This is a genomic window from Aureimonas sp. AU40, from assembly GCF_001463785.1.
Taxonomy (GTDB): domain Bacteria; phylum Pseudomonadota; class Alphaproteobacteria; order Rhizobiales; family Rhizobiaceae; genus Aureimonas.
Genome location: NZ_BBWL01000023.1, coordinates 19922 through 46658, shown reverse-complemented (window position 1 = coordinate 46658; position 26737 = coordinate 19922). Strand labels below are relative to the sequence as shown.

Sequence of the window (26737 nt, the reverse complement as noted above, 5' to 3'; positions counted from 1 at the left end):
GCCATGTTGAAAGTGTCCCGAGGAGATCGAATTCGTGAGGGGACATGCTGGCGGGTCCAGCGGCGCGGTTCGGCATCATGCCTTTGATCGAGTATCAGCGAGATCAAACCGCTATCAACAGGACTTTATGAGTGCGTACTTAACGGAACGTAAAGTTGTGGCCGCTCCATACCGCCCCTGTAACGAATTTTCGCTTTTTCTTGCAAGAAAGGCTGGACAAATCAGGCGGCCTTACATGAACGAGCGCACCAAGCTCCCCGTCAGCATGTTCCAGCCGTCGATCAGCACGAAGAACAGGATCTTGAAGGGCAGCGAGATGACGGTGGGGGGGAGCATCATCATGCCCATGGACATGGTGAGCGTCGCCACGATGAGGTCGATCACCAGGAAGGGCAGGACGATCAGGAAGCCGATCTCGAAGCCCCGGCGCAGTTCCGAAATCATGAAGGCGGGGACGAGGACGCGGAAGTCCACGGTCTCGCCCTCGCCGTCGCCCTGCTGCACTTCCGGCAGGCGGCTGCGATTGGCGGTCTGGCTGAAGTCGGAGAAGAGCGCCAGATCCTGCTTGCGCACCTGATCCAGCATGAACTCGCGGAACGGCTCGGCAATGCGCGGCAGCGCTTCCTCTTCGGTGATCTGCCCCTTCATCAAGGGCTGCAACCCGTCGCGCCAGCTCTGGTCGAAGGTCGGCATCATCACGAAGAAGGTGATGAAGAGCGACAGGGAGATGATGATGAGATTGGCCGGCGTCGTCTGCAGGCCGAGCCCCGAGCGCAGGATCGACAGGGCGATGACGACGCGCGTGAAGGCGGTGACCATCACCAGGAGGCCTGGCGCGACGGAAAGGACCGTGACGATGCCGAAGAGCTGCACGATGCGCCCCGACACCGCGCCGTCGCCGGCCGGAATCAGCGACGCCAGATCGTTCGCCGCATTCGCCACCGCATCCTGCGCCTGAGCGGGAAGCGCGGCGGCGGCCGCCAACAAGACGCCGAGAAGAAGGGCGCGCTTCACTTCACCACCAGCGAGCGGACGGTGACGTCGACCACCGCGGGCGAGCGAAGGCGGGCGCGCTCCAGAAGGTCTTCCTTAAGATGGAGAAGGCCGCGCGAGCCCTCGATCTGCGCCAGTTCCAGCGTGCGCAGGAAGACCAGCGTGTCTGCCTGGATCTGCGAGCTGAGAACCGTCTCGTCCACCTTCTCCTCGCTGCGCAGCACGAGGCCCATCTCAAGGCGGACCTGCGCGCCCACGGGCGAGGCGAGGTCGGTGAGAATCGCGGGGATGGCCACGAAGGTTTCCCTGGGCGGCTGGCCCTTGGCTTCCTTGTTGGCGAGCGAGCCCCCCTCGCCCGTTTCCGCCTTGGCGGAATGCTCGCCCGGCTTGGCTTCGCCATGCGCGGCGGCGGCGGCCGGATCGCTCGCCGCCGTCTCCGTGGCGGGCGCAGGTGCCGGCGCGGGCTTCAGGAGAAAGCCGAGGGCCGCCCCGCCGCCGCCGGCCAGAAGCGTCAGCCCCGCCACCACGGCAATGGTCTGCATCCGCCCGCCCTTCTTGGCTTGCGGATCGCCGCCCGCGAGAATGGCGAGCGCTTCGGGGGTCAGGTCGGTCATAGGCCGCTCCGGCGGGAAGGAATGCGCGAAAAATCAATTGGCCAGCATGCGGCCGCCCGGGGGCGGCCTGCCCTTTGGCAGCCTTAAGCGCCGCCGCGTTCGCCAAGGGGCGTGCGCGGAAGCACCGGGCCAAGTGTTAAGAAATCGTGCTGGCCCGAGCCTTGCGATCCGTCCAAACGCGAAAAAACGGGCCGGCAAGCCGGCCCGTTCTGTCGGGAAGCGGAGAAAGTGAGGCGCTGAGGGCCGGACGAGCCGGCCCCAATCGCGAAGGCGTCAGTAGGGCAGCGCGTTGTCCAGGACCTGCTGGCCCCAGCCCGGCTGCTGCACCTCGGAGAGGCGACCGCGACCGCCGTAGGAAATGCGCGCTTCGGCGATCTTCTCGTAGGAGATCGTGTTGTTGGGCAGGATGTCGCCCGGGCGGATGATGCCGGCGATCGACAGGACGCGGACCTCGAAATTGACCCGAATCTCCTGCTGGCCGGCAATGTAGAGATTGCCGTTGGGCAAAACCTGCGTAACCACGGCGGCAACGGAGACGTTGATCTCCTCCTTGCGGTCCACGGTTCCCTTGCCGGTCGTCTTGGTGCCGTTCTTGAGGCCGAGCGTCGTGCCGACGGTGGGAAGCCCGTAGGAGCCGATCGAACCCTTGAGGTCGGCGCCGACGCTGACACCCGAATCGCGCGAGCGCTTGGTGTTGTTGTCGAGCGTCGCCTTGTCGTCGATCTTGATCTTGACCGTGACGATGTCGCCGACGTTGAGCGCGCGCGTGTCGCGGAAGAAGTCGGCGTTGCGTCCGGTCCAAAGCGAGTTCACGTGGCGCGGCGGCTCGGCCGAATAAGCCGCCGTCGGCTGGACCACGGGTGGGAACTGGTGCAGGCCGGTGCCGACCGGGGTCAGGATCGGCTCCTTCATCAGGTCTTCGCGCGAGGTGGTGCAGCCGGCGAGAACGCCGGTGGCGAGAAGGCAGGCGAGAAGTCTCACGATTTTTGTCCCCCGGCGGCGGGAGCCGCGCCGGCATTGTCCGCCTGGGCCGCTCGGTCTGTCTTCTGGGTGATGATGTTGGCGAGCTCGGCGGCGACGGGTGCCGGCATCTCGGCGAGGATCGCGCTAGCCTGGCGCGACTTGAGGCGCGCCAGGAGCGAGGCCGCGACCGGGCGCTCCATGCCGGCGAGCTGGCCGGCGGCCGCGTCGGGCTTCATGCCGGAATAGATCTGGATCATCGTCTCGGACGTGGAGTCGATGAACTCCTTGCGCGCGGCGAGCCAGGTCTCGACCTCCTGGCGCTTGGTCTCCAGCTCGGCGATGCGGGCGCTGAGTTGATCCTCGGCTTCCTTGACCTTGGCGAGCTGCAGCGCGTTGCGCGCGTCCAGCGCGGGGTCGGCGATGTTGGAGCAGTAGCGCTGCACGTCCGTCACCGGCTGCACCGGCACCGAGGATTCGCTCCCGTCCGCGCCGATCACCCGCAGCTTGGCCGGCGTCGTCGGCGGGCCGACCGGCTCCTTGCCGCCGCCCTCGGCCGCCGCGCCGTGAAGGCCGGCGAAGAGCAGCGCGCCGGCTAGAAGCGCGGTCGACAGGGAGGAGCGGCGGGCGATGGGCGAAAGGGTCATGGCGGGTCTCACTGAACCACGAGGTCGGCCTGAAGCGCGCCCGAGGTCTTGATGGCCTGGAGAATGGCGATGATGCCGGTGGGCTTCAGGCCGAGCCTGTTGAGCCCGCGCACCACGGCGTCGAGATTGGCGCCCTGCACGATGGCGAGATTGCCGCCGCCCTGCTGGGCGTCCACCGTCGTGTCCTTGGTGACCACGGTCTCGCCATTCGAAAGCGGGCCGGGCTGCGAGACGTTGGGCGTGTCGGTGATGCGCACGGTCAGGCTGCCGTGCGTGACGGCGACGGTCGAGATCTTGACGTCCTGCCCGATCACTACCGTTCCCGTGCGCTCGTCGATCACCACTTTCGCCGCCTGGTCGGGCGCGATCTGCAGATCGCCGAGATCGGCGATGAAGCGGGTGGAGGAGAGCTTGGCGGGCTTGGTCAGCGTGATGTTGCGGAAATCCTGCTCGCGCGCCACCGGCCGCCCATAGGCGCTGACGGAGAAGGCGTTGATCGCGTCCACGACGCGGATCGCCGTGCGATAGTCGGGGTTGCGCAGTTCCATCGTGATGGTCGGCGTTTCCACCGTGGCACGCGGCACTTCGCGCTCGATCAACGCGCCGCCGGCGATGCGCCCGGTGGTGGGCGTGCCCTGCGTCAGACTCTCGTTGGTGCCCTCGGACGAGAAGCCGCTGACCGCAAGCGCGCCCTGGCCGACGGCGTAGATCTCGCCGTCCGGGCCATAGAGCGGGGTCATGACGAGCGTGCCGCCCATCAGCGAGGAGGCGTCGCCGAGCGAGGACACGTTGACGTCGATGCGCGAGCCGATGCCGGAAAAGGCCGGCAGATCGGCCGTCACCACCACGGCCGCGACGTTGCGGGTGCGCGGGTTGGCCGAGCGCACGTTGACGCCCATCCGGTCCAGCATGGACTGGAGCGACTGTTCGGTGAAGGGCGAGTTGCGCAAGCTGTCGCCCGTGCCCTGAAGGCCGATCACCAGACCGTAGCCGACGAGCTGGTTGTCGCGCACGCCCTTGATCGTGGTGATGTCCTTGATGCGCACGCCGCCCGAAGCGCGCACGCGCGGAACCACGACGTTGAAGCGCTCCTGCGCGCCGATGCCCGCCTGTCCGTAGGAGCCGGCGCCGTAATCGGCGGCGAAGGCCGTGGTGAGGCTGAGCGAGGCAGCAGTGGCTAACCCGAGAAGGCGAAGGTAACGGCTCATTGCGCGGACACCTCGATCGAGCCGTCTTCCATGGCGACGCCGGAAATCGTGACGCCGCTGTCGATATTGCGCACGCGCACCGCCTGCCCCGTGCCGGCGGACTGGAGCGGCGTGCCCATGCCGGTGATGAGAAGCCCCTCTTCCCGGTAGATCAGCTTGGCCGGCACGCCCGCCGTCACCGTGTCGGGAGACTTCAGGTCCGACAGGAGAATGGGCTGGTTGGGCAGGAGCGTGCGACGCGCCAGGCGGTTGCGCAGCATGCCTTCCTCGACGACGTAGGCGGACAACTGCTCGCCCGGCACGGTGAAGCGCATGGGCATGACGCCTTTGTCGAGAACGCTCTGGCCGGGATAGACCACGGCGGTCGGCACCGGCAGATTGAGATCCGCCGCCAGCGAGGGCGACGGCAGGAGTGATGGAGCGAGCCCCGCGCCCAGCGAAGCCGCGAGGAAGAGACGGCGGAGAAGCGAGGCTGCAAGCATGGCTTAGCGGAGGCCCTTGGAGACGACGCCGGCCATTTCGTCGGCGGCCTGGATGACCTTGGAGTTCATCTCGTAGGCGCGCTGCGCCGAGATCAGCTCGGAGATTTCCTTCACCGGATCGACGTTGGAATTTTCCAGATAGGCCTGCTTGATGACGCCGTAGCCGGGGTCGCCGGGAATGCCGGCGATCGGCGCGCCGGAGGCGGCAGTCTCGCGGAACAGGTTGTTGCCCTGCGCGGCGAGGCCCGGCTCGTTGGCGAAGTTGACGAGCGTGAGCTGGCCGATCAGCTGATCGGTGCCCTCGACCTTGGCATAGACCTCGCCGGTGTTGTTGACGCTGACCTGTGTGGTGTTCTGCGGAATGGTGAGGCCGGGATCGACGGTGAAGCCGTCCAGCGTCACGATCTGGCCCGTGGCGCTTTTGTTGAAGGCGCCGTCGCGGGTGTAGAGCACCTCGCCGCCCGGGCCCTGGATCTGGAAGTAGCCCTGGCCGTTGATGGCCAGATCCAGATCGTTGCCGGTCTGCTCCAGAGCGCCCTGGATATGCACCGAGCGAACCGCCGCCGTGCGCACGCCGAGGCCGATCTGCACGCCTTCGGGAACGACGTTCTCGCCGCCGCGCGCCGGAACGCCCTGGGCCCGCTCGACCTGATAGAGAAGGTCGGTGAACTCGGCGCGGGCGCGCTTGAAGCCGGTGGTGTTGATGTTCGCGATGTTGTTCGCGATCACTTCGACATTGGTCTGCTGGGCGTTCATGCCGGTCGCGGCGATCGCAAGGGCGCGCATTGGCTGATACTTTCGTTAAATCGACATGCGGGAAAGTTCGAGATAGGCGGAGACGACCTTGTCGCGGATGGCGATGGCCGTCTGGAGCGTGCGTTCGGCCCCCATCACCGCGTCCACCACGGCCTGGGTCGAGGCCTTGCCGTTGACGCCCTGGATCGAGGTCGCCTCAGCGCCCTTCATCGTGTGGCTGGCCTCGCGGGCCATGTCGGCCATGGCGGCGGCGAAGCCCTGCCCGGCGGAGGCGGCGCTGGATTCGGACGGCCCGGAGGTCAGCGCGGGGGCGAGCCCATCCAGGCGAAAGGTGTCGACGCGCGCGGCCGCGCTTCCGATGGCGGGGATCATGGCGTTCAGCCTCTCATGAGATCGATGGTCAGGTTGATCAGCTCGCGCGCCTGCTTGATGACCTGCAGGTTCGCTTCGTAGGAGCGGTTGGCCTCGCGCATGTCGGCCATTTCGACGAGCGGGCTGACATTGGGCATCTTGACGTAGCCGTCGGCATCCGCCGCCGGATTGCCCGGGTCGTATTCCGACTTGAACTCGGACCGGTCGACGCCGACGTCCTTCACATGAACGATCTCGGCGCCGGTCAGGCGGTCGATCTCGGAGGTGAAGGTCACGGTCTTGCGGCGATAGGGATCGGAGCCCGGCGTCTCGCCCGTCGAACGCGAGTTGGCGACGTTTTCGGAAACGACGCGCAGGCGGGTCGACTGGGCTTCGAGGCCGCTGGCGGCGATGCGAAGCGCGGAGGAAATGGCGTCGGTCATCGCCCGTCAGCCTTTCACGGTCGAGAGATACATGCGGTGGAAGGCCTTGGCGATCGACGTGTCGAGCGCGTAGTCGCGCGAGATCTCGCCCGCCTTCAGCATTTCCTGCTCAAGGCTCACCGAGTTGCCGGAATGGGTGATGTCCCAAGGGGTCTGGCGGGCCTCGTCGACGCCGAAATCCTTGCCGGCCGAGGCCACGAGGTGGCTCGGGTTGGAGGCGGCGAGATCCAGCTTGGTGGTTTCCAGGACCGTCGTGAAGGCCGACACGTCCTTGGCCCGGTAGCCCGGCGTGTTGGCGTTGGCGACGTTTTCGGCGACCACGGCCTGGCGCTGCGAGAGCCAGTCGGCGCGCGTGGAGGAAAGGCCGAAGAGATAAAGATCGCTCATGGGGGGCGTTCATCCTCGAGAAACATCTCGTAACGCCGTTTTAAGAAAATCCACTTGTCCGAAACTGGTGAACGGAACAAAAACGCCTTATTAATCAATCGTTAACCGAAGTTAACACACATTAATACTTAAGGACAAAAGAAAAGGCCCCGCCTTGCGGCGGGGCCTGGATCGGAACCGGGTGGTGCGAGAGGGCTCAGACGCGCGGCGCGGTGCGCATCCTGGCGCCCTCGATCGCGCGCGCCAGGCGCTGCGTGTTGACGCTGGGGTCGGTGTCCGGCTCGGAAAACGCGATGTAGTTGATGTGGACAGAGGCCCGCGTCGAGGACAGGCTCAGGCGGAAATGGACGCTGACCTCGGGCAGGCGAAGCTCCATGTCGAGATCGATGGTCGGGGCCGAGCCCCAGGTCAGCTGCACTTCGCCTGAGTCCGCAAAGCGCAGCGCGCCGGGCTGGAGGTAGAGCTGCGCCGAGGATTCCACGATGTCGGCGATGTTGCCGTAGGCTTCCATACGCAGGAAGGCGACATAGTCGATCGCCTCCACCAGCCGCAGTTCCGCGACGACTTCGCGGATGCCGTTCGCCACCAGCCGTTCCCGATCCGCTGCGTGCTTGTTGCGAACGTTAAGCATGACTTGGGCGCCCATGGAGAACCTTTACTCGGGAAGAAGAACATGTCGGTCCGGACGCATGACGGTGTGCCACGGTCCGCTTAGGCGACCCCAATTTCCATGCGTGTGCCTGACCGCTCATGGAGATAGTAGATGACCTCGGCGACAGCTTTGAAGAACTGCGGCGGAATCATCTGATCGACTTCGACATGATCGTACATCGACCTTGCCAAGAGCTTGTCCTCCACTACGGGAATGTCATGCGTCTCGGCAATCTCGCGAATTTTCAAGGCCATGGCGTCGACGCCCTTGGCGACGACGAGCGGCGCGCCGCCTTCCTCGCGCACATAGCGCAGGGCGATGGCGTAGTGCGTGGGGTTGGCGATCACGACCGTAGCCTTGGGAACCGAGGCCATCATGCGCCGGCGGTTGCGCTCGCGGGCGATCTGGCGCTGGCGCGCCTTGACCATCGGATCGCCTTCCGACTGCTTCATCTCGTCCTTGATCTCCTGCTTGGACATGCGCAGGTCGCGCCGCCACAGGATGCGGGAGAAGAGAAGATCGGCGGCCACGAGCAGGATCGTCGCCACCGACACGGCGGCCAGGAGCCGCATCGCCAAGCCGAGGATGGTTTCCGGCAACTGAAGAGGATCTGAGAACATCGTCGTCAACAAGAGGGGTAATTCCTCGGAAAGGATCCATCCGACGATGATTGTTACGCCAAAGAACTTGAACAAGGACTTAGCGAACTCGGTGAAGCCGCGCTTGCCGAACATGCGACCCCAACCTTGGCTTAACGAAACATTCGAAGCCTTGGGTCGAATTCGCTCAAGATTGATCTGCGGCGGATTCTGCAGGAGCGAGGCGAGAATACCGGCGACGACGAAGAGGCCTGTGGCCGGCAGCACGAAATGGGCGGCCTGAAGCGTCGTGGCATGAAGAAAGCCGAGCGCGTCGTAGCCGTTGCGCAGCGGCCATTGCGTCGGGTTCTCGAAGGTGACCTTCAGATCGCTGAACAGCTGGGCGGCGTTGTTGCGCGCCTGGAAGATGACGACGCAGATGGACGCCAGGAGCGAGGCAAGGATCGGCGCCTCGCGCGAAACGGGAAGGTTGCCCTTCTCCACCGTGTCGCGAATGCGCTTCTCTGTCGGGTCTTCTGTTTGGGACTCTTTGTCCGCGCCGTCCGCCATGGTCCGCCCGCTCCCGATCGCGCATGAGAAAACGCCGGGAGAGGACCCTCATGGTCCCCGCCCGGCGTCCTGGGTTCACTCGCCCTTTTCGGTGAGGTCGAGACGACCTTCGGCCGAAAGGCGAAGGGCGGCCGCGGCGATGGAGCGCCGCGCGTCGTGGACGAGGTTCGCCGCCACCGCCTCGTTGCGGCCGAGCTCGGCTTCGACCATGCGCCGGGCGCGGGCGCCGAGCGCCGCCAGAACGGCCTCGCGCATGGTTTCGTCGGTGCCCGACAGGGCCTGCGTGACCGTTTCGGTCGGGATCGCGTCGAACAGGAGCAGGCGGGACTTCTTGGGAAGACCCGGAATGTCCTCGAAGGCGAAGAGCAGCTTGCGCAGCTCCTTGGCCTCTTCCGGCTCGCTGCTCTCGATCGATTCCAGGAGATCGTCGGTCTGCCGCTTTTCCATGCGGTTGACGATCTCGGCGAGCGTGGCGTGCCGGGCCTTGCGCTCGGCGCCGTTGCCGGCCGCCACGAAGGACTCGCGGAAGCGGTGCTCGATGAGCCGCGCCATCTGCTCGGTCGGCGGCTTGGCCGAGAGCATGCGTCGCACCACGTCGTTGCGCAGCGGCCCGTCCAGCGCGGCGACGACCTGGGCGGCCACCTCCGCCTTCAGGCGCTGCACGGCATAGGCGATGATCTGCGGATGCTCCTTGAGAAGAAGCGCGGTGATGGCCTGCGCGCCGAGCTGTTCCAGCTCGTACCAGACCGGCAGCGCGTTCTCGTCCTCGAGACCCTCGTCGCGATCGAAGACCAGCGCCAACTCCTCGCTCGACAACGACGAGCGCAGGAGCTTGGACAGTTCGCTGTCGAGGGCGGCAAGGCCCGGCCCGCTGCGGAAGGCGTCCTGGAAGTCGGCGACGATGGCGTCGAGCTCGATCGCGGTCACCGGCTTCTGGTGCGAGGCGCCTTGGCGCAGGGTGCGGATCTCGTCGGGGGTAAAATGCTTCAGGAGCTTGGCTGCGCCTTCGCCGCCAAGCGTGAGCAGCAGGATCGCCGCGCGAGCTGCGCCGGACTTGTTCGGTCCTTCGAGCTCCAAAGGTGAGTAGGCACCCAACATGGCGAGGCCGTCAGATGGCGCCGGCGGACTTCGAGCGCGGCTGGCGCACGGCCGGCGACACGATCTCCGTCAGCGTGATGCCGAACCGTTGGTCCTCGTTCTCGAGCACCACCACCTCGCCGCGCGCAACGATGCGGCCGTTGACCATCAGGTCCACCGGGTCGGACACGTTGGTGTCGAGCTTTACCACGGCGCCGCGCCCGAGCTTCATCAGGTTGGCGACCGGCATCACGGTGGAGCCGAGCACGACCTGCATGGTCACGGGGATGTTCATGATGACGTCGAGATTGGGCTGGGCCGGGGGCAGGTCCGCCGCGGCCGGCACCATCTCCTCGTAGCCTTCCGCCATGAAGCCGTTTTCGGTGCCGAACTCGGTTTCGGTCTCTTCGGCGAACTCGGTGGCCTCCATGCCGAAATTGGGCGTGAAGGTCGTTTCGGTCTCGAGGTCGATCGTCTGGTTGGGCATGGAAGACAGGTCCTTCGAAATGTCGCCGGGTCGAAGCGACCCCATTTATTAACGAATAGCTGCTGGAACTGACGCGAAGCGGGACAGGGCGTCCACATCGTTGGCGGGCTGGGCGCGTCGGCGCTCGTAGCTGTCCAGGATGATGTCGAGGCGTTCGGTGAGCTCCTGGGCCTCGCCCATGCGCTCCTCGAGGCTGCGCAGCGTCTGCACGCCCTCGGTCTTCAGGAGGATCACGGCGTTGGCCGCCCTGTTGATCGACTGGTCGGCCTCCACCAGCGCCGCGCGCAGGGCCGACTCGTCGCCGCGCAGGCGGCGCAGCTCGCGATACATCGAGCCCGTGCGCCAGCTGGTGACGAGAAGGGCGCCGACCAGAATCGCGTCAATCAGAAAGGATGTCATCGATGAACTCCTCCGTCGGGTCGACCGATTCCTCGATCCGCACCATGTAGCTGTCGCGCGAGCGGCCCATATGGCCGCGGAACAGGCGCTGGCCCTCGCATTCGAGAACGAGCAGGCTTTCCATCGTCACGTTGAGCGAAAGGGTCTGGCCGACCTGGAAGCAGGCGACCTCGCCGAGCGTCGTCGGGTGTTCGGCCAGAAGCGCGCTGACGCGCATGTCCGCCTTCTGGAAGCCCGCTTCCAGATCCTTGGTCCAGCTTTCGTCGACGATCGAGGGGCCGGCGTCCGGGATCACGGCGAGCGCGCGCTTGTGGAGCGAGAGCACCGCTTCGGGCACCGCGATCCTGAGCGCCGCCAGACAGCGGCCGATCGAGACCTCGAAGCGGAACTCCACGAACTGGCGCGCGTCCTTCAGCAGCAACGCGTCGAGCTTTGGGCCGATCTCCTCGGTGACGAGCCGGTCGGGCGCCATCTGCATCGGGGCGATGTCGCCGAACACGGCGTTGCCCGTATCGACAAAGGCGCGCAGGGCGTTGTCGGCGAAGAACTTGCCGACGCTGGTGAGCGGGCGGCCGAGCTCGGGCTTGTTGCGCCCGTCGCCGCCGAAGGCCGCTTCCGAGACCGTGTCGACGAAGAGCGGGCCGCCGGCCACCAGAACCGTCTCGCGCCATTTGGGCGAGCGCACGGTGAGCGCGATCTGCGTTTCGGCCTGCTCCATCGCCTTGGCGTCGAAGACGAAGTTCGAAAGGTCCGCGAACTCGATCTTCAGCTCGGAGGCGTAGGTCGCGTTCAGCTTGGCGCTCGCGGCCTCGGCCCAGGCGGCGCCGATGACCTTGAGGCGGGGGTAGCGGTCCGGCTCGATCCGGGCCGCCGAGCGAAGCCGCTCTCCGATGCGGCGGTCGGTGACGGTGTCCATGAAGCCTCCTTATGCCGCTGCCGGTGCGCCGCCGCCGATCGTCTCGGCCTCGACCTGGTCGATCGTCGGGCGATCATGGGCGGAGATCGCCTTGCGGCCGTATTCGAGAGCGACCTGCGGAAGGGCGCCGTTCATGTAGGCGATGAGCGTCTGCTTGATGATGATGTACATGCGCATCTGCTTCTCGCGCACGCTCTTGATCTTGGCGGCCAGCGGGGCGAACACGCCGTAGGAGAAAAAGATGCCGGCGAAGGTGCCGACCAGCGCGGCGCCCACGAGATGGCCCAGCACTTCGGGCGACTGGTCCAGCGCGCCCATGGCGTGCACGATACCCAGAACGGCGGCGACGATGCCGAGCGCGGGAAGACCGTCGGCGACTTCCTGCACGGCATGCTTGGGCTTCAGCTTGTCGTGCTGGACGGTGTGGATTTCCTCGTCCATCAGCGCCTCGATCTCGTGCGGACGGGCGTTGCCGATGATGATGAGGCGGCAATAGTCGCAGATGAAGTTGGTCATCGCCTGGTTCTTCAGAATGTTCGGAAACGCGCTGAAGATCGCCGACTCGGCGGGGTTGTCGACATGGGCTTCCACTTCCGAGCGCGACTTAGAGCGCATCTCGCGCATCAGGGAGTGGAGGAGGCTGAGAAGGTCGAGATAGTCGCGCTGCTTGGGAACGGCGTCCTTGAACGCCTCGCCCATCGCCTTGCCCGTGTCCTTCACCACCTTCATGTTGTTGGCGATCAGGAAGGTGCCCAGCGAGGCGCCCAGAATGATCAGCAGTTCGTAGGGCTGCCAGAGGACGTAGAGATGGCCGCCCGAAGCGACGTAGCCGCCCAGCACGCAACCGATCGTGACGAGAAGGCCGAGAATGATACCCATCGGGTGCCCCTGGTGAGGAAAGAATTGGTTAACGCATAGGGGGGCCGACTTGCGCGAGACTGTGCGCTGCGGAAGGTTCCATGGCCGAACGAAAGGGTCAGCTTCGATCCATTTGCTTAGGGTTATGGTGGGTTCGAAGGGAGGCATCCGCCACGTGCGGGGGCCGCCCGCCCGCTTCCCTCCGGGACCGGCACCCTCTCGCGATTCCCAAGGCCTCTCCCCCATGCAGACATCGCTCCCCGTCGCTCTTTCCGGCCAGCTCGCCACGGAAAAGCGCCTCGACACGATCGCCAACAATCTGGCCAACCTGCGCACGGCGGGCTTTCGCGCCGAAGAGGTGAAGTTCGAGAGCTTCCTGTCGCGCACCGCGCCCGAGACCGTGGCCTTCACCTCCGGCGGCGAGCGCTACCTGTCCACCCGCGCCGGCGAGATGACGCAGACCGGCAACGCGCTCGACATCGCGGTGGGCGGCGACGCCTTCTTCGCCATCCAGACGCCCAAGGGCACCGTCTACACCCGCGACGGCCGCATGCAGATGCGCAACACGGGCGAGCTCGTGACCGTGAACGGCGAGCCGTTCCTCGACGTCGGCGGCGCGCCGCTGCTGATCGACCCGGCGGGCGGCCCGGTCTCCATCGCGCGCGACGGCATGCTGACCCAGAAGAACGTGCAGGTCGGAGCGGTCGGCCTGTTCGAGATGCCGGTGGGCGCCAATCTGCAGCGCGCCGGAACCTCCGGCGTGGTGCCCGATAAGGCGGCCGTGCCCGTGGTGGACTTCGAGAAGACCTCGGTGCTCCAGGGCTATGTGGAAGGCTCCAACGTCAACCCGATCCTTGAGATGACGCGCCTCATCGAGGTGCAGCGCGCCTTCGAGCAGGCCGCCAATATGATCCAGACCTCCGAATCCTCGCTCAACAACGCCGTTACCCAGCTCGGAGCCGTGAAGTGACGGCAGGCCCGAGGCAGAAGGTCGATCTGTCCGGCTTGAGCGAGCCCCTGATCCGCGTCAGCGGCCATATCGTGGACGTGTCGGCGCAGGCCTTCCGCGTCGCAGGCCTCAGCCCCTATGTGAAGCTCGGCGACTGCGTGGTCTGCGACGGGCCCGAGGGCGAGGAGCTGGGCGAGGTCGTGCGCGTCGAGGAGGCGGCCGCGACCGTCAAGCCCTTCGCCGTGCGCTTCCAGAGCGGCGTGCGCTCGCTCGCCTGGCGCACCGGCCCCGTCACCGTCTCGCCCGCCGCCAGCTGGCGCGGGCGCACGGTAAACGCCTTCGGCCGCCCTTGCGACGATCTCGGCCCCCTCGAGCAAGGCCCCGTCGCCTATCTCACCGACACGCTGCCGGACGCGGCCATGCGGCGCGGCCGCGTCACCGCGCCGGTTCAGACCGGCGTCAAGGCGATCGACATCTTCACGCCCCTGATCCGGGGCCAGCGCATGGGCATCTTCGCCGGCTCGGGCGTCGGCAAGTCGACCCTGATGGGCATGCTGGCGCGGGCCAAGGGCTTCGACACGGTTGTCGTGGCGCTGGTCGGCGAGCGCGGCCGCGAGGTGCGCGAGTTCCTCGAAGTCACCATGCAGGGCGAGCTGTCGCGCGTGGTGACCGTGGTCGCCACCGGCGACGAGAGCGCCATGATGCGCCGCCTCGCGCCCAAGACCGCGATGACGGTGGCCGAATATTTCCGCGACCAAGGCGACCATGTGCTGCTGATCGTCGACTCGGTGACACGCCTTGCCCACGCCGCGCGCGACGTGGCGCTGGCGGCTGGCGAGCCACCCGTGGCGCGCGGCTATCCGCCCAGCGTCTTTTCCGAGCTGCCGCGCCTTCTGGAGCGCGCCGGCCCCGGCGCTCCCAACAGCGGCACGATCACCGGGCTCTTCGCGGTGCTGGTGGACGGCGACGACCACAATGAGCCGGTGGCCGACTCCATTCGCGGCACGCTGGACGGCCATATCGTGCTCAGCCGCTCGATCGCCGAGGAAGGCCGCTTTCCGGCCGTGGACGTTTTGAAATCCATCTCGCGTCTGGCGGACCTGTCCTGGAGCACGGAGGAGCGCGAGCTCGTCTCGCGCCTGCGCTCCATGATCTCGCGCTTCGAGGACACACGCGATCTTCGCCTGCTCGGCGGCTACCAGCGCGGCGCCGACGCCACGCTCGATCAGGCGGTGGATCTCGTGCCGCATGTCTATGGTGCCCTGTTGCAGGGCCCGGCGGACGGGCCGACCGATCAGCCGTTCGAAGATCTCTCGCGCCGGCTGAAGGCCGGCATGACGCCCGGCTGATCTCGAACCGCCCCTATCCTTAAGCCCGCCGCTCAGGCCGACTTGCGCGGCCGGGTGGCGGGCGGGCGGCTCCAACCTTCCACGACGGCGCGCGGCGCATCGGCCGGCCCGTCCCGCCAGCCGATATCCCGCTTCAGCCAATCGGGCATCTCGTCTTCCTGCAGGACGCAGACATGCTGCGCGAGACGCTGCCGAACCGAGCCGATCCATAAGCTGAGTTTGGCGAGAAGACCGGACGCGATCCGACTCCTCGCCCGTTCGATCGATCCCGTCCGCATGGTCTGATCCTCCTGTTTGCGAGGCAAGAGATCGCGCCGGAAGGCTTGCGGGTCCAATCGAAGCTCGGGCATGATGCATAAGGAGGTTTTATGCATTATGTCGCGATCCCTGCCGCCGCTCGCCGCCCTTCGCGCCTTCGAGGCCGCCGCGCGCCATCTGAGCTTCACCCGCGCCGCCGCCGAGCTCGGCATGACGCAGGCCGCCGTCAGCTATCAGATCCGCGTTCTGGAAGAGCGCGTCGGCACGCCGCTCTTCCTGCGCGGCAAGCGGCCAATTTCGCTGACCGATGCCGGCCGGCGCCTCGGTGCGGACACGACCGGCGCCTTCGATCTCATCGCCGCCGCCTTCGAGGCGGCCAAGGGCGGCGCGTCCGGCGTCCTCACCATCAGCGTCATTCCTACCTTCGCCACCGGCTGGCTGGCACGCCATCTCTACGCCTTCCAGCTTGCCCATCCCGAGATCGCGGTGCGCCTTCACGCGACGCGCGACGTCAGCGATTTCGAGCGCGAGCCGGTGGACCTCGCCATTCGGGGCGGCCCGCCTCCCTCCCCCGCGTTGGTCTCCCACAAGCTTCTGTCCGCCGACTTCACGCCCATGCTGAGCCCGGTGCTGGAAGCAAAGATCGGCCTGCCCCTGCGCGAGCCCGCCGATCTCCTGCGCTATCCCCTAATCGACCCGACCGATCCCTGGTGGAACGAATGGTTCGCCCATGCCGGCGTCGAGCGGACGGGGTTCGACAAGGACGACGGCCACAAGATGGGCGGGCAGGATCTGGAGGCCATCGCAGCCGTCTCGGGGCACGGCGTCGCGATCCTCACGCCCTTCTTCTACCGCGACGATGTCGCCGCCGGGCGGCTGCGCCCGCCCTTCGAGCTTCTCTGCCCCAGTTCGCGCGGCTACTGGCTGTGCTATCCGCCCGGCCGGCGAAACGCGCCGAAGATCCGCCTTTTCCGCGAATGGCTGCTCGGCCACTTCCCCGAGGAGGACGGCGATCTTTCAAGCCGGAAAGGGATCGGCTAGAAGCCGGCCATGGCTCCTCCCCCGCTTCTTCGTCTCGACGGCGTGCGCCTCACCTTCGGCGGCACCCCCCTTCTCACCCATGTCGAACTCGGCGTCCTGCCGGGAGACCGGATCGCGCTGGTCGGCCGCAACGGCTCCGGCAAGTCGACCCTCCTGAAGATCGCGGCCGGCATCGTCGAGCCCGATGGCGGCGAGGTGTTTCGCCAGCCCGGCGCGACGATCCGCTATCTCGCGCAGGAGCCTGATTTCGGCGCGGCCGCGACGGTGGAGGCCTATGTCCTGGCCGGGCTCGGGCCGGCCGACGAGCCCTATCGCGTCACCCGCCTGATCGAGGGTCTCGGCCTTCGCGCCGACGCGCGGCCGGGCGATCTGTCGGGCGGCGAGGCGCGCCGTGCCGCGCTCGCCCGCGTTCTGGCGCCCGAGCCCGACATCGTTCTTCTGGACGAGCCCACCAACCACTTGGACCTTCCGACCATCGAATGGCTGGAAGAAGAAATTCGGGGCATGCGCTCGGCGGTCGTCACGATCAGCCACGACCGGCGCTTCCTTGAGCGGGTAACGGAGGCCACCGTCTGGCTCGATCGCGGCTCGGTGCGCCGGCTGAACGAGGGCTTTTCCGGCTTCGAGGCTTGGCGCGACAAGGTGCTGGAGGAAGAGGAGCGCGACCTTCAGAAGCTCGACCGCAAGATCGTTCGCGAGGAGCACTGGCTGCGCTACGGCGTGACCGCCCGGCGCACGCGCAACGAGCGGCGCCTCGCCGGCCTTCACCAGCTGCGCGCCGACCGCAAGAACGCCCGGCGCGCCGTGGGCACGGTGGAGATGGCGGTCGGCGAGACGCGCGAAAGCGGCAAGCTGGTGATCGAGGCCAAGGCCATATCCAAGCGCTACGACGAGCGCGTCCTGATCGACGAGTTCTCCACCCGCATCCAGCGGGGAGACCGGGTCGGCCTCGTCGGGCCGAACGGGGCGGGCAAGACGACCCTCCTCAAGATCCTGATCGGCGAGGCCGAGCCCGACAGCGGCACGGTGCGCCTCGGCACCAATCTGGATCTCGCCTTTCTCGATCAGAAGCGCGCCAGCCTGAGGGACGATCTGTCCGTGTCCGACGCGCTGACCGACGGGCGCGGCGATCAGGTGATGGTGAACGGCGAGCCGCGCCATGTCGCGGGCTATCTCAAGGACTTCCTGTTCCAGGCCGAGCAGATTCGCACGCCGGTCGGCAACCTGTCGGGCGGCGAGCGGGCGCGGCTGCTTCTGGCAAAGACCCTGGCGACGCCCGCCAACATCCTGGTGCTGGACGAGCCGACCAACGATCTCGACATGGAGACGCTGGACCTCCTGCAGGAATTGATCGCCAACTATCCCGGCACCGTGCTCCTCGTCAGCCACGACCGCGACTTTCTCGACCGCACGGTGACGAGCGTCATCTCGCCGGAAGAAAACGGCCATTGGCTGGAATATGCCGGCGGCTATTCCGACATGGCCTCGCAGAAGCGCGGCGCGCTGAAGGAAGCGCGCAAGGCCGACAAGCCCAAAGCGGCGGCAGGTTCGGGCGCGGAGAGCAAGGCCCCCGCGAAGACAGCCGCCGCCACGACCAAGCTTTCCTTCAAGCAGAAGTTCGCGCTGGAGAACCTGCCCAAGGAGATCGCCAAGCTGGAAGCGGCGATCGCCAAGGCCGAAGCGGAGATGGCCGACCCCGCTCTCTTCACCAAGAACCCGGACCGTTTCGCCAAGCTCGCCGCCAGCAGCGAGAAGGACCGCGCCGCCCTCGCCAAGGCCGAGGACGAATGGTTGGAGCTGGAAATGCTCAAGGCCGAGATGGAGAGTTGAGAGGAAAGACGGGGCTCAGTGCCCCGTCACCGCCTTCCAGGCCGGGGCGAGCAGCTTGCCGACGATCGGGATCAGCGCGAAGCCGACGAGGACGCCGACGATGCCGGATCCGATCGCCGTGACGAGCCAGCCGAGGAACCCACCGAGCGCCGGCACGAGGGCGGACACCGCGACGCTGGCGTCGTGGATGACGTGCTCGATCCCGGCGAGGCCGTAGCCAGCCAGGCCATGGACGATGATGCCGCCGCCGACCCAGACCATGGCGGCGGTGCCGACCAGCGCCAGAAGGCGCAGGAAATGCGGCATGAAGCGCACGAGGCCGCGCCCGAAGGCGGCCGCCGCGCCGTTGCTCTGCCGCGCAAGCGCGACGCCCACATCGTCGGCCTTCACGATCAGCGCCACCGCGCCGTAGACCACGGCCGTGATGCCGACCGCGACGATCGCCATGACCACCGCCTTGGTCCAGATCCCGCCCTCGGGCAGGCCGGCCAGAGTGATCGCCATGATCTCGGCCGACAGGATGAAATCGGTCTTCACCGCGCTCGCGACCCGCTCGTCCTCTAGCGCCTGCGGCGCCTTGGCGGCCACCGTCGGCAGCGCCGCCTCGTGCCCATGGGCCTCGTGGGGCACCAGCTTCTCGTAGATCTTTTCCGCCCCCTCGTAGGAGAGATAGGCGCCGCCCAGCATCAGGAGCGGGGTGATGGCCCAGGGCGCGAAGGCGCCGAGCACGAGCGCGATCGGCAGGAGAAACAGGAGCTTGTTGCGCACCGAGCCCTTGGCGATGCGCCAGACGATCGGCAGTTCGCGCTCGGCCGCGAAGCCCACGACATAGCGAGGCGTCACGGCCGCATCGTCGATCACGACGCCGGCGGCCTTGGCGCCGGCCTTGGCCGCCTGCGCGCCGACATCGTCCAGCGAAGCGGCGGCGACTTTCGAAATGGCGGCGACATCGTCCAGAAGGGCGATCAATCCGATGCTCATGGTCTCTTAACATCCCCTCGAATGCACCCGGCGCGATCTCCAGCCCACCCCATGAGACCCCGCTTGCCGCTGGTTAAGCTGCGGCCTTGATGCCACTCATACACAGCCAACGCCTCGCCAACGAGATCGTGCGCGAAGAGTGCTTTCCTTTTCCGTTCGGCGATGCACTCTTTCGGTTCGAAGCCGCCCGCACGGGGCGGCTGGATGCGGCCGTGAGGAGGGAGACAGCCATGAGCTTCAGCGCAACGATCGAATCGCCGCGTGGGGCGAAGTGGGTCCTTGCTCTCGCGGCCCTCGTTCTGGCGCTCGCCCAGCCCGCGCTGGCGCTGGAAACCACCGCCCGCGCTGCTCTCATGGTGGATCTCGGCAGCGGCACGCTTCTGTTCGAAAAGAACGCCGATCAGGAAATTCCGCCCGCCAGCCTGTCGAAGCTGATGACGCTGGCGGTGATCTTCGACGAGCTGCGCAAGGGTTCGGTGCGGCTGGACGAGAGCTTTCCCGTGTCCGAAAACGCCTGGCGCACGGGCGGCGCGGCGTCCGGCGGCTCCACCATGTTCTTGCCGCTGAACTCGCAGGTCACCCTTGCCGACCTCATCAAGGGCATCGCCATCCAGTCCGGCAACGACGCGACGATCGTCGCCGCCGAGGGCATTGCCGGCAGCGTTCCGGCCTTTGCCGAGATGATGAACCGCAAAGCGCGCGAGCTGGGGCTGACCCATTCGCATTTCGTCAATCCGCACGGCCTGCCCGACCCCCAGCAATATGTCTCCGCGCGCGATCTGGTGACGCTGGCGAGCTATCTCATCCGCGAGTTTCCCGAGCAGTACCCGCTCTTCTCGGAGGAGGAGTTCACCTTCAACGGCATCACGCAGCGCTCGCGCAACCCGCTCCTGCCGCTCGGCGCGGACGGACTGAAGACCGGCCACACGGCCGAGGCCGGCTACGGCCTCGTCGCCTCGGTCAAGGACGACACGGGCCGGCGCATCGTCTTCGCGCTGACGGGGATGAAGAGCGTGCAGGAGCGCGCCGAGCAGGCGCGCGCCATGATGACGGCGGGCCTGCGCGGCTTTGAATCCATCGTCGTGGCGAAGGCGGGGGAATCGCTCGGCGAGGTGCCGGTCCGCAACGGGGCGGAGGAGAGCGTGCCGGTGCGCCCGGGCGGCGAGATCCGCTTCCTCCAGCCGCGCGGCGAAGGCGGCGGGCCGGTGACCCACGAGATCGTGCCGCTCGGCATCGTGGACGCGCCGGTGCCCGAGGGGCGCCGCGTGGCGCAGCTGCGCGTCCTGCAGGGTGGGAAGGTGTTGCGCGAGGAGCCGCTCTTCGCCGCCCGCGCGGTGGAGGAAGCGAGCCTCCTGCAGCGCATCCAAAACACCGTGCTCGGGCATTTCCGCTGATGCACGAGGCTTAAGGCGGCGCGTCGCCCGCGCCGCCGGCTTTGCCTCTCAGACCGTCGCCTGCGCCATGGCGCTCATCACGGCCTGATGGGGATAGGGCTTGAAGAAGAACAGGCTGTCTTCGGGCAGTTCGTCGCCGGCGGGCGGCCGCACGCCTGACGTCACCAGGATACGCACGTTCGGCCAGCGATTGCGCACCGTGGCGGCGAGCCGGTAGCCGTCCATCGAGCCCGACATCTGCACGTCGGTGAAAAGAATACGGATATCGGGCTGGGCTTCGAGAAGGCGGATGGCCTCGTCGGCATTGCGCGCCCCATAAGCCACGAGCCCCGCCTCTTCCGCGATGTCCATAGCGTCCATCATCAGAAGCGTGTTGTCATCGACAATCACGGCACCATGGCGTTGCGGAAAGCGAGAACGACCCAAGGGAAGCATCCTTTGATACGAAGAGGGTCGGCCTCGGCCGCCCGTTCGTATGACTATGATACTATAATCTTGCGCTCACCTTTCCATTCAACGTGAACACTAGACCTTGGGTTGCATAATCTAGCTTTGCTACACCTTGGAAATAGGGTGCGACGATCCGCTGGACGAGGCGCGTTCCAAAGCCTGACCGGACGGGAACCTCGACGCTGGGGCCGCCCGACTCCTGCCACCGGAAGGTGAAATCTCCGTCCGATTTGGCATCCCATTCTATCTCGACCTGACCCGTATCGTTCGAAAGCGCTCCATATTTGACGGCGTTGGTGGCGAGTTCGTGCAGCGCCAGCGACAAGCCGAGCGCCTTCTGGCTGCTGAGCGTGACCGGGCCGCCGGAAATGCGGAATCGCCCCCGCGCATGGTCGAGCACGCTCAAGGCGGCATCCACCACCTCGCGAATGTCGGCGCTGTCCCAGTCCACCCTTGTCAGGATGTCTTGCGCGCGGGCCAGCGCGGCGATGCGGCCGGAAATGGCCTCCCGCCCCTCTTCCACCGTCTTCACCTGCCGCAGCGTCTGCGTGGCGATGGCCTGCACCATGGCCATGGAGTTCTTCATGCGGTGGGCCATCTCGCGCATCAGTTCGATGCGCTGCTGCTCGGCCATGATCCGCGACGTGACGTCGTAGCCCTCCACCAGAATGCCGACCACAGCGTTCGCCTCGTCGCGAACAGGCTGGTAGACGAAGTCGAGGAAGCGCTCCACCTGCGGCCCGCCAGGCTCGTTTTGCGTCACGAAGCGCGCCCCGCTCTGCGCGTGCGCCTCGCCGCTGGCGAAGGCCTCGGCCAGAAGCGCGCCGTAGCCCTGCTCCATCGCCTCCGGCAGCGCCTCGCCGATCGTCCGGCCGATCAGGTCACGATCGCCCACGAGCCTGAGATAGGCGGGATTGGCCCATTCGAACCGATGCTCCGGCCCGTTCATCATCGCCATGAAGCTCGGCGCCTGCTGGAACATCTGCTGAAACCGGGCGCGCTCGGCCGCCATCCGGCGCCGCGCGATGACCTCGCCCGTGGTTTCCGTGCAGGCGCAGAACATGCCCCCGACCTCGCCGTTCTCGACGCGCACGGGCGTATAGGAGAAGGCGAAATGCGTCTCCTCGGGATAGCCGTTGCGGTGCATCGTGAACTCGATGTCGTCCATATGCGTGGACACGCCGGCATAGGCCCGGTCCAGAATCGGCTTCACGACATCCCACAGGTCGAACCAGAGATCGTGGAACGGACGCCCCAGCGCGCGCGGATGGCGCTGGCCGCACATGGCGGCATAGCCGTCGTTATAGAGGGTGATCTGCTCGCGCCCCCAGACCACGAGCATGGGCTGGCGCGAACCGAGCATGATGCCGACGACCGTGCGCAGGCTCTGCGGCCACGCCTCCATCGCGCCGAGCGCCGTGGCGGACCAGTCGGTCTGCCGCATCAGCTCGCCGCATTCTCCGCCTCCCTCCAGAAACGAAAAGCCCACGTCGCCCGCGGCGCGCAGCACCGTTTCCCCCGACAAATCAGCTCGCCTTTCCCTATGTCCCCCTTTTGTTCATATCGGAGAGGCCCCCCGGAAATCCAACGGAAAAAAGGGGGCATGATTGTCAGGCTGGTGTCTTTCTGCATGGCTGGCAATCGCTGGCGCGCGCCGAAATGCCTTGACGCCCGGTCCGCATGCGCCGATATGGGAGCCACATACCCGCGTTTGCGCAGTGCCCGCTTCCCCCGACTATTTGGGGTCAGGCCATCGGGCGCCTGCTGGCTGCAATGTTTGCCAGCCGCGGTCCGTGCTGATCTGCTCCCGCGCAGGAACGGTCAGCCGTTTATCGGCCTCCACAGGCCGAAGCCAGTCAAAGGCACTCCTTGACCCAGACGAACTTCCAGGCGCTCGGCCTTGCCGACGCGCTTCTGTCCGCCCTTGCGGCGATGGACTTCACCGTGCCCACGCCGATCCAGGCGCAGGCCATTCCCGCCGTTCTGAAGAATCGCGACGTCCTCGGCATCGCGCAGACCGGCACCGGCAAGACCGCCGCCTTCTCGCTTCCCATCATCGACGCGCTGCTGCGCCAGGGCGCCCGGCCGAAGTCCGGCTCCGCCAAGGTTCTCGTGCTCGCCCCGACGCGTGAGCTCGCGATCCAGATCGCCGAGAACGTGAAGGGCTTCACGGCCGGCACGCCGATCCGCCACATGACCGTCTTCGGCGGCGTCTCCATCCGTCCGCAGATGGAAGCGGCCCGTCGCGGCGTCGACATCGTGATCGCGACCCCCGGTCGCCTTCTCGACCTGATCGACCAGCGCGGCCTGACCCTGTCCGACATCAGCCACGTCGTGTTCGACGAGGCGGACCGGATGCTCGACATGGGCTTCATCCGCGACATCACCCGCATCGTGAAGATGCTGCCCTCCGACCGCCAGTCGCTCCTGTTCTCGGCCACCATGCCGGACAACATCGCCTCGCTGGCCGCCAAGCTCCTGAAGAACCCGGTTCGCGTCGAAGTGACGCCGGAAGTCGTGACGGTCGAGAAGATCGAGCAGAGCGTCTTCCTGGTGCCGCAGAAGATGAAGAAGCACTGGCTGATCAAGCATCTGCCGGGCTTCGATAAGGCGGTGATCTTCACCCGCACCAAGCATGGCGCCAACCGCTTGTCGGAAGACCTGGAAAAGGCCGGCATCGGCGCGCTGGCGATCCATGGCAACAAGAGCCAGGGCGCGCGTCAGCGGGCACTGTCCGAGTTCCATGCCGGCAAGCTGAAGGTCCTCGTCGCCACCGACATCGTGGCGCGCGGCATCCATGTCGATGACATCAGCCATGTCGTGAATTTCGACCTGCCGGAAGAGCCGGAAAGCTATGTCCACCGCATCGGCCGCACGGCCCGCGCCGGCAAGTCCGGCATCGCGGTCACGCTGTGCGATCCGTCCGAGCGCTCCAAGCTGCGCCAGGTCGAAAAGCTGACGGGCCTTCGCTTCGACGTGCAGTCGAACGAGTTCTCTGACGCCTCCGGCGCCCCGGACGAGCCGCGCGGCGAGCGCGGCCCCCGGCCGCAGCGCTCCGGCCGCCCCGGCGGCGGACGCAGCGAAGCCGGTCGTGGCGGCGGTGGTGGTCGCGGCGGCCAGTCCGGCGAGCGTCGTCCGCATGGCGAGCATCAGCGCGGCGCTCAGCGCAGCGAGAATGCCGCGCCGCGGGGCGACGAGCGTGACGGCCAGCCGAACCGCAACCGCACCCGTCGGCGCAGCCCGCGCCCGCAGGGCGGGACTCGCGTCGCCGGCTGAGCCGGACCGCGATCCATCCGACAAGCGAAAGGGGCCGAAAGGCCCCTTTTTTCGTGTCCGCGCCGGGGCCGAGCCGGCAAGGTTGCGCGCTCACCCCTGCCCCCCATATGCAGGGGCGAAGCAAACGCCAATCGAAAGACGGTGACATGGCCGAGACGGTGAAGGTCGACATCCCCCACAAGCTGACGCGCGAGGCCGCGCGGCAGCGGATCAACGAGGGGTTCGACCGCATTCGGTCCGAGGCCACCGGCGGCATGCTGAAGTTCGAGGACCAATGGTCGGGCGACCATCTCGACTTTCGCGCCGGAATGCTCGGCCAGCGCATCGTCGGCCGGCTCGACATTCTGGACGACCATGTCCATGTCGAGCTCGACCTGCCGGGCTTCCTCGCCTCGCTCGCCAACAAGGTGACGGGCAAGATCCGCTCGGAAGGAACCCTCCTGCTGGACAGCAAGAAGGCCTGAGGCCGCTAGCCGTCAGCGCGTAGCGGGCGCGCCGTGCAGAGTGGCGTTCTCGGCTACCACGGTCGGGCTTCCCGCCTCCGTATCGATGGTGCGCACAAGGCCGAGGCCAGGCACGATCGAGCCGACCTTGACACGCATCAGTTCGTTGCGCGTCGCCAGCAGCGCCTCGTTGTTGAACACCATCACGATCTGATAGTCCGCCGGCGTCGGCTCGCTGAGGCGCACGATCTGCGGCACCGGCATGGCGTTCGCCACGTCGATCGAGCCGGTTTCGATCCGGTCGAGCTTCGGGGGCATGTTGGCGAGCGCAGCCTGCTGGAAATAGTCCGGCGACTTCATCGACACGACGAAGGACCAGCCGAAGAAGCCGGCGGACGCGATCGCCAGGAGGACCGAGGCCGAGCCGACGATCCAGTCCGCCGCCGTCCATTCGTCGGAGAATGGCCCGAGCGACAGGCGTTCGCGCAAGGGTCGCGGCGCCTGCCCGCTCGCTTCGTCCAGTTCCATTGCCGTCATATCAGACATGGCGAAATCCTCGGTGCGTGGTTAGCCGAGGGTTGCGCCGAGCCCGTTAACGAAGATCGAGCATGGCGCATTGGCGCCGGGCGTATCTCTGCGTAGGGTTAGCCAAGTCTGAATCGACGCCGCCGGATGCGGCGTCCCGCCTCGGAGGTGATGGCCCGTGATGCACGATCGACGCCGGGAAGCGCGGCGCAGGACGCGCCTCAGACCCGCCAAGCTCCTGAGTCAGGCGGGGCGGTTCCTCTGCGACTGCACGATGGTGGAGCACTCGCCCCATGGCGCGCGCGTGCGCGCTTTCGCGCCGGTTCAAACCGCGATCCCGGACGAGCTGTTTCTGTTCGACGAGGTCGAATCGCATAAGCATCGCGCGCGCATCGTCTGGGCGAACGGCGCCGAACTCGGCCTCGTCTTCGACTCGCTCGCCCTCGCGGTGGAAACGCAGGAGCGCCACCGCATCGCCGGGCGCTTCTACGCCGTTTCGCCCTGATGCGCGCGAGAGCGTGATGACCCGGCATCTGGCCGCGTCCGCCCGCTGCCGCATGTAAAAGGACTTGCTCTCCGACGCATCGAGGCCTTGCGGGTTTGATTCGAGTTCTGTTGCTGCTTCTCGGCCTGCCCGTCGTGGCCGGCCTCGCCTTTCTGGCCTATGCGCTGAGCCCGAAGGCCATGGAGCCCGTACCGCGCCAGAGCCGCGCCGTCTTCTCGGAACTGGCGATCGAGCGCGGCCAGCGCGTGGCGCGGATCGGCAATTGCCAGGTCTGCCACACGGCAAAGGGCGGCCCCTCCTATGCCGGTGGCTACGGCGTCGAGACGCCCTTCGGCACGATCTACGGCACCAACATTACGCCCGACGAGGAGACCGGCATCGGCTCCTGGTCGCTCGAGGCCTTTTCGCGCGCCCTTCGCCAGGGCATCGGCCAGCGCGGCGAGCATCTCTATCCCGCCTTCCCCTACGACCATTTCACCAAGCTGTCGGACGGCGACGTTTCGGCGCTCTACGCCTTTCTGATGACGCGCGAGCCCGTGCGCCGCGCAGCGCCGGAAAACGACCTGCCCGCCCTTCTGCGCTTTCGCCCGCTTCTGGCGGGCTGGAAGCTGCTCGGATTCTCAGAAGGGCGTTTCGAACCAGACCCCGCCACTGACGAGCGGGTGGACTATGGCCGCTATCTCGTGGAAGGGCCGGGCCATTGCGGCGCCTGCCACACGCCGCGCAATCTCATCCAGGCCGAGAAGAGCTCGCAGGCGCTGGAAGGGGGCCTGTCCGCCGGCTGGTCCGCCCCGGCCATCGCAGGCCGGATCGAGGTCGCCGTTCCCTGGACGCAAGGCACGCTCGAAACCTATCTGCGCGACGGCTACTCGGTCGACCACGGCGCGGCGGCGGGGCCGATGCAGCCGGTGGGCGTCAATCTGGCCCGCACGCCTGCGGAGGATGCCGGGGCGATCGCGGCCTACCTCCTGTCCGTCATGGCCCAAGACGTGCGCCGGCCGGTGGAGCCGTCACAGGCGGAGGCCGCCGAGCGGCTGCCCGGCGCGGCGCTCTTTGCCAGCGCCTGCGCCCAGTGCCATGGCGGGGGCGCATCCGCGAGTGCGCAGGGCCTCCCCCTGGAGAAGAGCGGCGCGACCCATGCCGAGACGCCGCGCAATCTCGTGAACTTCATTCTGCATGGGCGCCAGCCCTCGGCCGGCATGATCGGCCCGGCCATGCCCGGCTTCGCCGCGATCCTGACACCAGCGCAGGTGGCGGAGATCGCGGCCTATGTGCGCGCCCGCTATTCCAGCGAGCCGCCCTTCGCCAAGTTGGGCGAGACCGTGGACGAACTTGTCGCCAAGGCGGCGCAGCCGTGA

The 26737-nt window shown here is 67.0% G+C and carries 31 protein-coding genes; 9 read left to right on the top strand and 22 right to left on the bottom strand.

Features of this window, described 5'->3' with window-relative positions; genetic code table 11:
• Positions 1-231 precede the first annotated feature (231 nt).
• The 17 genes from fliP to motA form a co-directional block, all read right to left on the bottom strand.
• On the bottom strand, positions 232-1014 hold the full coding sequence (gene fliP / locus AUL32_RS07835) for a flagellar type III secretion system pore protein FliP (RefSeq protein ID WP_062113422.1): 783 nt from the start codon (positions 1012-1014) through the stop codon (positions 232-234).
• Positions 1011-1607: a flagellar basal body-associated FliL family protein gene (locus tag AUL32_RS07830; RefSeq protein ID WP_062113416.1), complete on the bottom strand. Its 597-nt coding sequence runs from the start codon at positions 1605-1607 to the stop codon at positions 1011-1013. The genes fliP and AUL32_RS07830 overlap by 4 nt, the downstream gene beginning before the upstream one ends.
• A gap of 273 nt (positions 1608-1880) precedes the next feature.
• A complete protein-coding gene (gene flgH / locus AUL32_RS07825) occupies positions 1881-2588 on the bottom strand; it encodes a flagellar basal body L-ring protein FlgH (protein ID WP_187301275.1) in 708 nt (235 codons plus the stop codon).
• On the bottom strand, positions 2585-3214 hold the full coding sequence (locus AUL32_RS07820) for a MotE family protein (RefSeq protein ID WP_062113413.1): 630 nt from the start codon (positions 3212-3214) through the stop codon (positions 2585-2587). Before AUL32_RS07820 ends, flgH begins: the two co-directional genes overlap by 4 nt.
• Positions 3215-3222: 8 nt before the next feature.
• Positions 3223-4422 carry a flagellar basal body P-ring protein FlgI gene (locus AUL32_RS07815; RefSeq protein WP_082659390.1) on the bottom strand — a complete coding sequence of 400 codons (1200 nt, stop codon included), beginning with the start codon at positions 4420-4422 and terminating at the stop codon, positions 3223-3225.
• On the bottom strand, positions 4419-4904 hold the full coding sequence (gene flgA / locus AUL32_RS07810) for a flagellar basal body P-ring formation chaperone FlgA (protein ID WP_061976840.1): 486 nt from the start codon (positions 4902-4904) through the stop codon (positions 4419-4421). The genes AUL32_RS07815 and flgA overlap by 4 nt, the downstream gene beginning before the upstream one ends.
• A gap of 3 nt (positions 4905-4907) precedes the next feature.
• The gene (gene flgG / locus AUL32_RS07805) at positions 4908-5690 is read right to left on the bottom strand and encodes a flagellar basal-body rod protein FlgG (protein WP_061976842.1); all 783 of its coding nucleotides are present in this window, start codon (positions 5688-5690) and stop codon (positions 4908-4910) included.
• 15 nt (positions 5691-5705) lie between these two features.
• A complete protein-coding gene (locus AUL32_RS07800) occupies positions 5706-6032 on the bottom strand; it encodes a flagellar hook-basal body complex protein FliE (protein WP_061976844.1) in 327 nt (108 codons plus the stop codon).
• Positions 6033-6037: 5 nt separating this feature from the next.
• On the bottom strand, positions 6038-6454 hold the full coding sequence (gene flgC / locus AUL32_RS07795) for a flagellar basal body rod protein FlgC (RefSeq protein WP_061976845.1): 417 nt from the start codon (positions 6452-6454) through the stop codon (positions 6038-6040).
• Between the two features lie 6 nt (positions 6455-6460).
• Entirely contained in the window at positions 6461-6841 is a 381-nt protein-coding gene (flgB, locus tag AUL32_RS07790) for a flagellar basal body rod protein FlgB (RefSeq protein ID WP_061976848.1), read from the bottom strand.
• 196 nt (positions 6842-7037) lie between these two features.
• The gene (locus AUL32_RS07785; RefSeq protein ID WP_244497720.1) at positions 7038-7472 is read right to left on the bottom strand and encodes a hypothetical protein; all 435 of its coding nucleotides are present in this window, start codon (positions 7470-7472) and stop codon (positions 7038-7040) included.
• An 80-nt stretch (positions 7473-7552) separates the two neighbouring features.
• Positions 7553-8641, bottom strand: coding sequence for a flagellar biosynthesis protein FlhB (gene flhB, locus AUL32_RS07780; protein WP_061976852.1), 1089 nt, complete (start codon positions 8639-8641; stop codon positions 7553-7555).
• A gap of 75 nt (positions 8642-8716) precedes the next feature.
• Complete coding sequence (locus AUL32_RS07775; RefSeq protein ID WP_061976854.1) at positions 8717-9739, bottom strand: FliG C-terminal domain-containing protein; 1023 nt, start codon at positions 9737-9739, stop codon at positions 8717-8719.
• A gap of 10 nt (positions 9740-9749) precedes the next feature.
• On the bottom strand, positions 9750-10088 hold the full coding sequence (fliN, locus tag AUL32_RS07770) for a flagellar motor switch protein FliN (RefSeq protein WP_062113430.1): 339 nt from the start codon (positions 10086-10088) through the stop codon (positions 9750-9752).
• A gap of 165 nt (positions 10089-10253) precedes the next feature.
• Entirely contained in the window at positions 10254-10604 is a 351-nt protein-coding gene (locus AUL32_RS07765) for a DUF6468 domain-containing protein (RefSeq protein WP_062113404.1), read from the bottom strand.
• Positions 10585-11520, bottom strand: a complete 936-nt coding sequence (locus AUL32_RS07760; protein WP_062113401.1) for a FliM/FliN family flagellar motor switch protein — start codon at positions 11518-11520, stop codon at positions 10585-10587. Before AUL32_RS07760 ends, AUL32_RS07765 begins: the two co-directional genes overlap by 20 nt.
• A gap of 9 nt (positions 11521-11529) precedes the next feature.
• Positions 11530-12399 carry a flagellar motor stator protein MotA gene (gene motA, locus AUL32_RS07755; RefSeq protein WP_061976861.1) on the bottom strand — a complete coding sequence of 290 codons (870 nt, stop codon included), beginning with the start codon at positions 12397-12399 and terminating at the stop codon, positions 11530-11532.
• 223 nt (positions 12400-12622) lie between these two features.
• Here motA and flgF point away from each other — a divergent pair, with 223 nt between their 5' ends.
• Both flgF and AUL32_RS07745 read left to right on the top strand, forming a co-directional pair.
• Positions 12623-13348, top strand: coding sequence for a flagellar basal-body rod protein FlgF (gene flgF / locus AUL32_RS07750; RefSeq protein ID WP_061976863.1), 726 nt, complete (start codon positions 12623-12625; stop codon positions 13346-13348).
• Entirely contained in the window at positions 13345-14676 is a 1332-nt protein-coding gene (locus tag AUL32_RS07745; RefSeq protein WP_062113398.1) for a FliI/YscN family ATPase, read from the top strand. Before flgF ends, AUL32_RS07745 begins: the two co-directional genes overlap by 4 nt.
• Positions 14677-14708: 32 nt before the next feature.
• Here the strand turns inward: AUL32_RS07745 and AUL32_RS07740 are convergent, their stop codons facing one another.
• Positions 14709-14954, bottom strand: a complete 246-nt coding sequence (locus AUL32_RS07740; RefSeq protein WP_156421368.1) for a hypothetical protein — start codon at positions 14952-14954, stop codon at positions 14709-14711.
• 97 nt (positions 14955-15051) lie between these two features.
• Between AUL32_RS07740 and AUL32_RS07735 the strand changes: the two genes are divergently transcribed.
• Positions 15052-15975: a LysR substrate-binding domain-containing protein gene (locus AUL32_RS07735; RefSeq protein ID WP_062113393.1), complete on the top strand. Its 924-nt coding sequence runs from the start codon at positions 15052-15054 to the stop codon at positions 15973-15975.
• A 9-nt stretch (positions 15976-15984) separates the two neighbouring features.
• Complete coding sequence (locus AUL32_RS07730; RefSeq protein WP_062113391.1) at positions 15985-17805, top strand: ABC-F family ATP-binding cassette domain-containing protein; 1821 nt, start codon at positions 15985-15987, stop codon at positions 17803-17805.
• Positions 17806-17820: 15 nt separating this feature from the next.
• Here AUL32_RS07730 and AUL32_RS07725 read toward each other — a convergent pair whose 3' ends face one another.
• A complete protein-coding gene (locus AUL32_RS07725) occupies positions 17821-18786 on the bottom strand; it encodes a DUF808 domain-containing protein (RefSeq protein WP_062113389.1) in 966 nt (321 codons plus the stop codon).
• Positions 18787-19016: 230 nt separating this feature from the next.
• On the opposite strand from AUL32_RS07725, the gene AUL32_RS07720 reads away from it, so the two are divergent.
• The gene (locus AUL32_RS07720) at positions 19017-20180 is read left to right on the top strand and encodes a D-alanyl-D-alanine carboxypeptidase family protein (RefSeq protein WP_062113428.1); all 1164 of its coding nucleotides are present in this window, start codon (positions 19017-19019) and stop codon (positions 20178-20180) included.
• Positions 20181-20228: 48 nt separating this feature from the next.
• Here the strand turns inward: AUL32_RS07720 and AUL32_RS07715 are convergent, their stop codons facing one another.
• Together AUL32_RS07715 and AUL32_RS07710 are read right to left on the bottom strand one after the other, a co-directional pair.
• Positions 20229-20615: a response regulator gene (locus AUL32_RS07715; protein ID WP_062113385.1), complete on the bottom strand. Its 387-nt coding sequence runs from the start codon at positions 20613-20615 to the stop codon at positions 20229-20231.
• 52 nt (positions 20616-20667) lie between these two features.
• Positions 20668-22155 (bottom strand): sensor histidine kinase, encoded by a 1488-nt coding sequence (locus AUL32_RS07710; RefSeq protein WP_062113382.1) that lies wholly within the window; start codon positions 22153-22155, stop codon positions 20668-20670.
• A 344-nt stretch (positions 22156-22499) separates the two neighbouring features.
• Between AUL32_RS07710 and AUL32_RS07705 the strand changes: the two genes are divergently transcribed.
• Both AUL32_RS07705 and AUL32_RS07700 read left to right on the top strand, forming a co-directional pair.
• Positions 22500-23906 carry a DEAD/DEAH box helicase gene (locus AUL32_RS07705; RefSeq protein ID WP_061976880.1) on the top strand — a complete coding sequence of 469 codons (1407 nt, stop codon included), beginning with the start codon at positions 22500-22502 and terminating at the stop codon, positions 23904-23906.
• Positions 23907-24052: 146 nt separating this feature from the next.
• The gene (locus AUL32_RS07700; protein WP_061976882.1) at positions 24053-24370 is read left to right on the top strand and encodes a polyhydroxyalkanoic acid system family protein; all 318 of its coding nucleotides are present in this window, start codon (positions 24053-24055) and stop codon (positions 24368-24370) included.
• Between the two features lie 12 nt (positions 24371-24382).
• Here AUL32_RS07700 and AUL32_RS07695 read toward each other — a convergent pair whose 3' ends face one another.
• Positions 24383-24895, bottom strand: a complete 513-nt coding sequence (locus AUL32_RS07695) for a hypothetical protein (RefSeq protein ID WP_156421367.1) — start codon at positions 24893-24895, stop codon at positions 24383-24385.
• Between the two features lie 160 nt (positions 24896-25055).
• Here AUL32_RS07695 and AUL32_RS07690 point away from each other — a divergent pair, with 160 nt between their 5' ends.
• Together AUL32_RS07690 and AUL32_RS07685 are read left to right on the top strand one after the other, a co-directional pair.
• Positions 25056-25379, top strand: coding sequence for a PilZ domain-containing protein (locus AUL32_RS07690; RefSeq protein WP_156421366.1), 324 nt, complete (start codon positions 25056-25058; stop codon positions 25377-25379).
• Positions 25380-25474: 95 nt separating this feature from the next.
• Positions 25475-26737, top strand: coding sequence for a c-type cytochrome (locus tag AUL32_RS07685; protein ID WP_156421365.1), 1263 nt, complete (start codon positions 25475-25477; stop codon positions 26735-26737).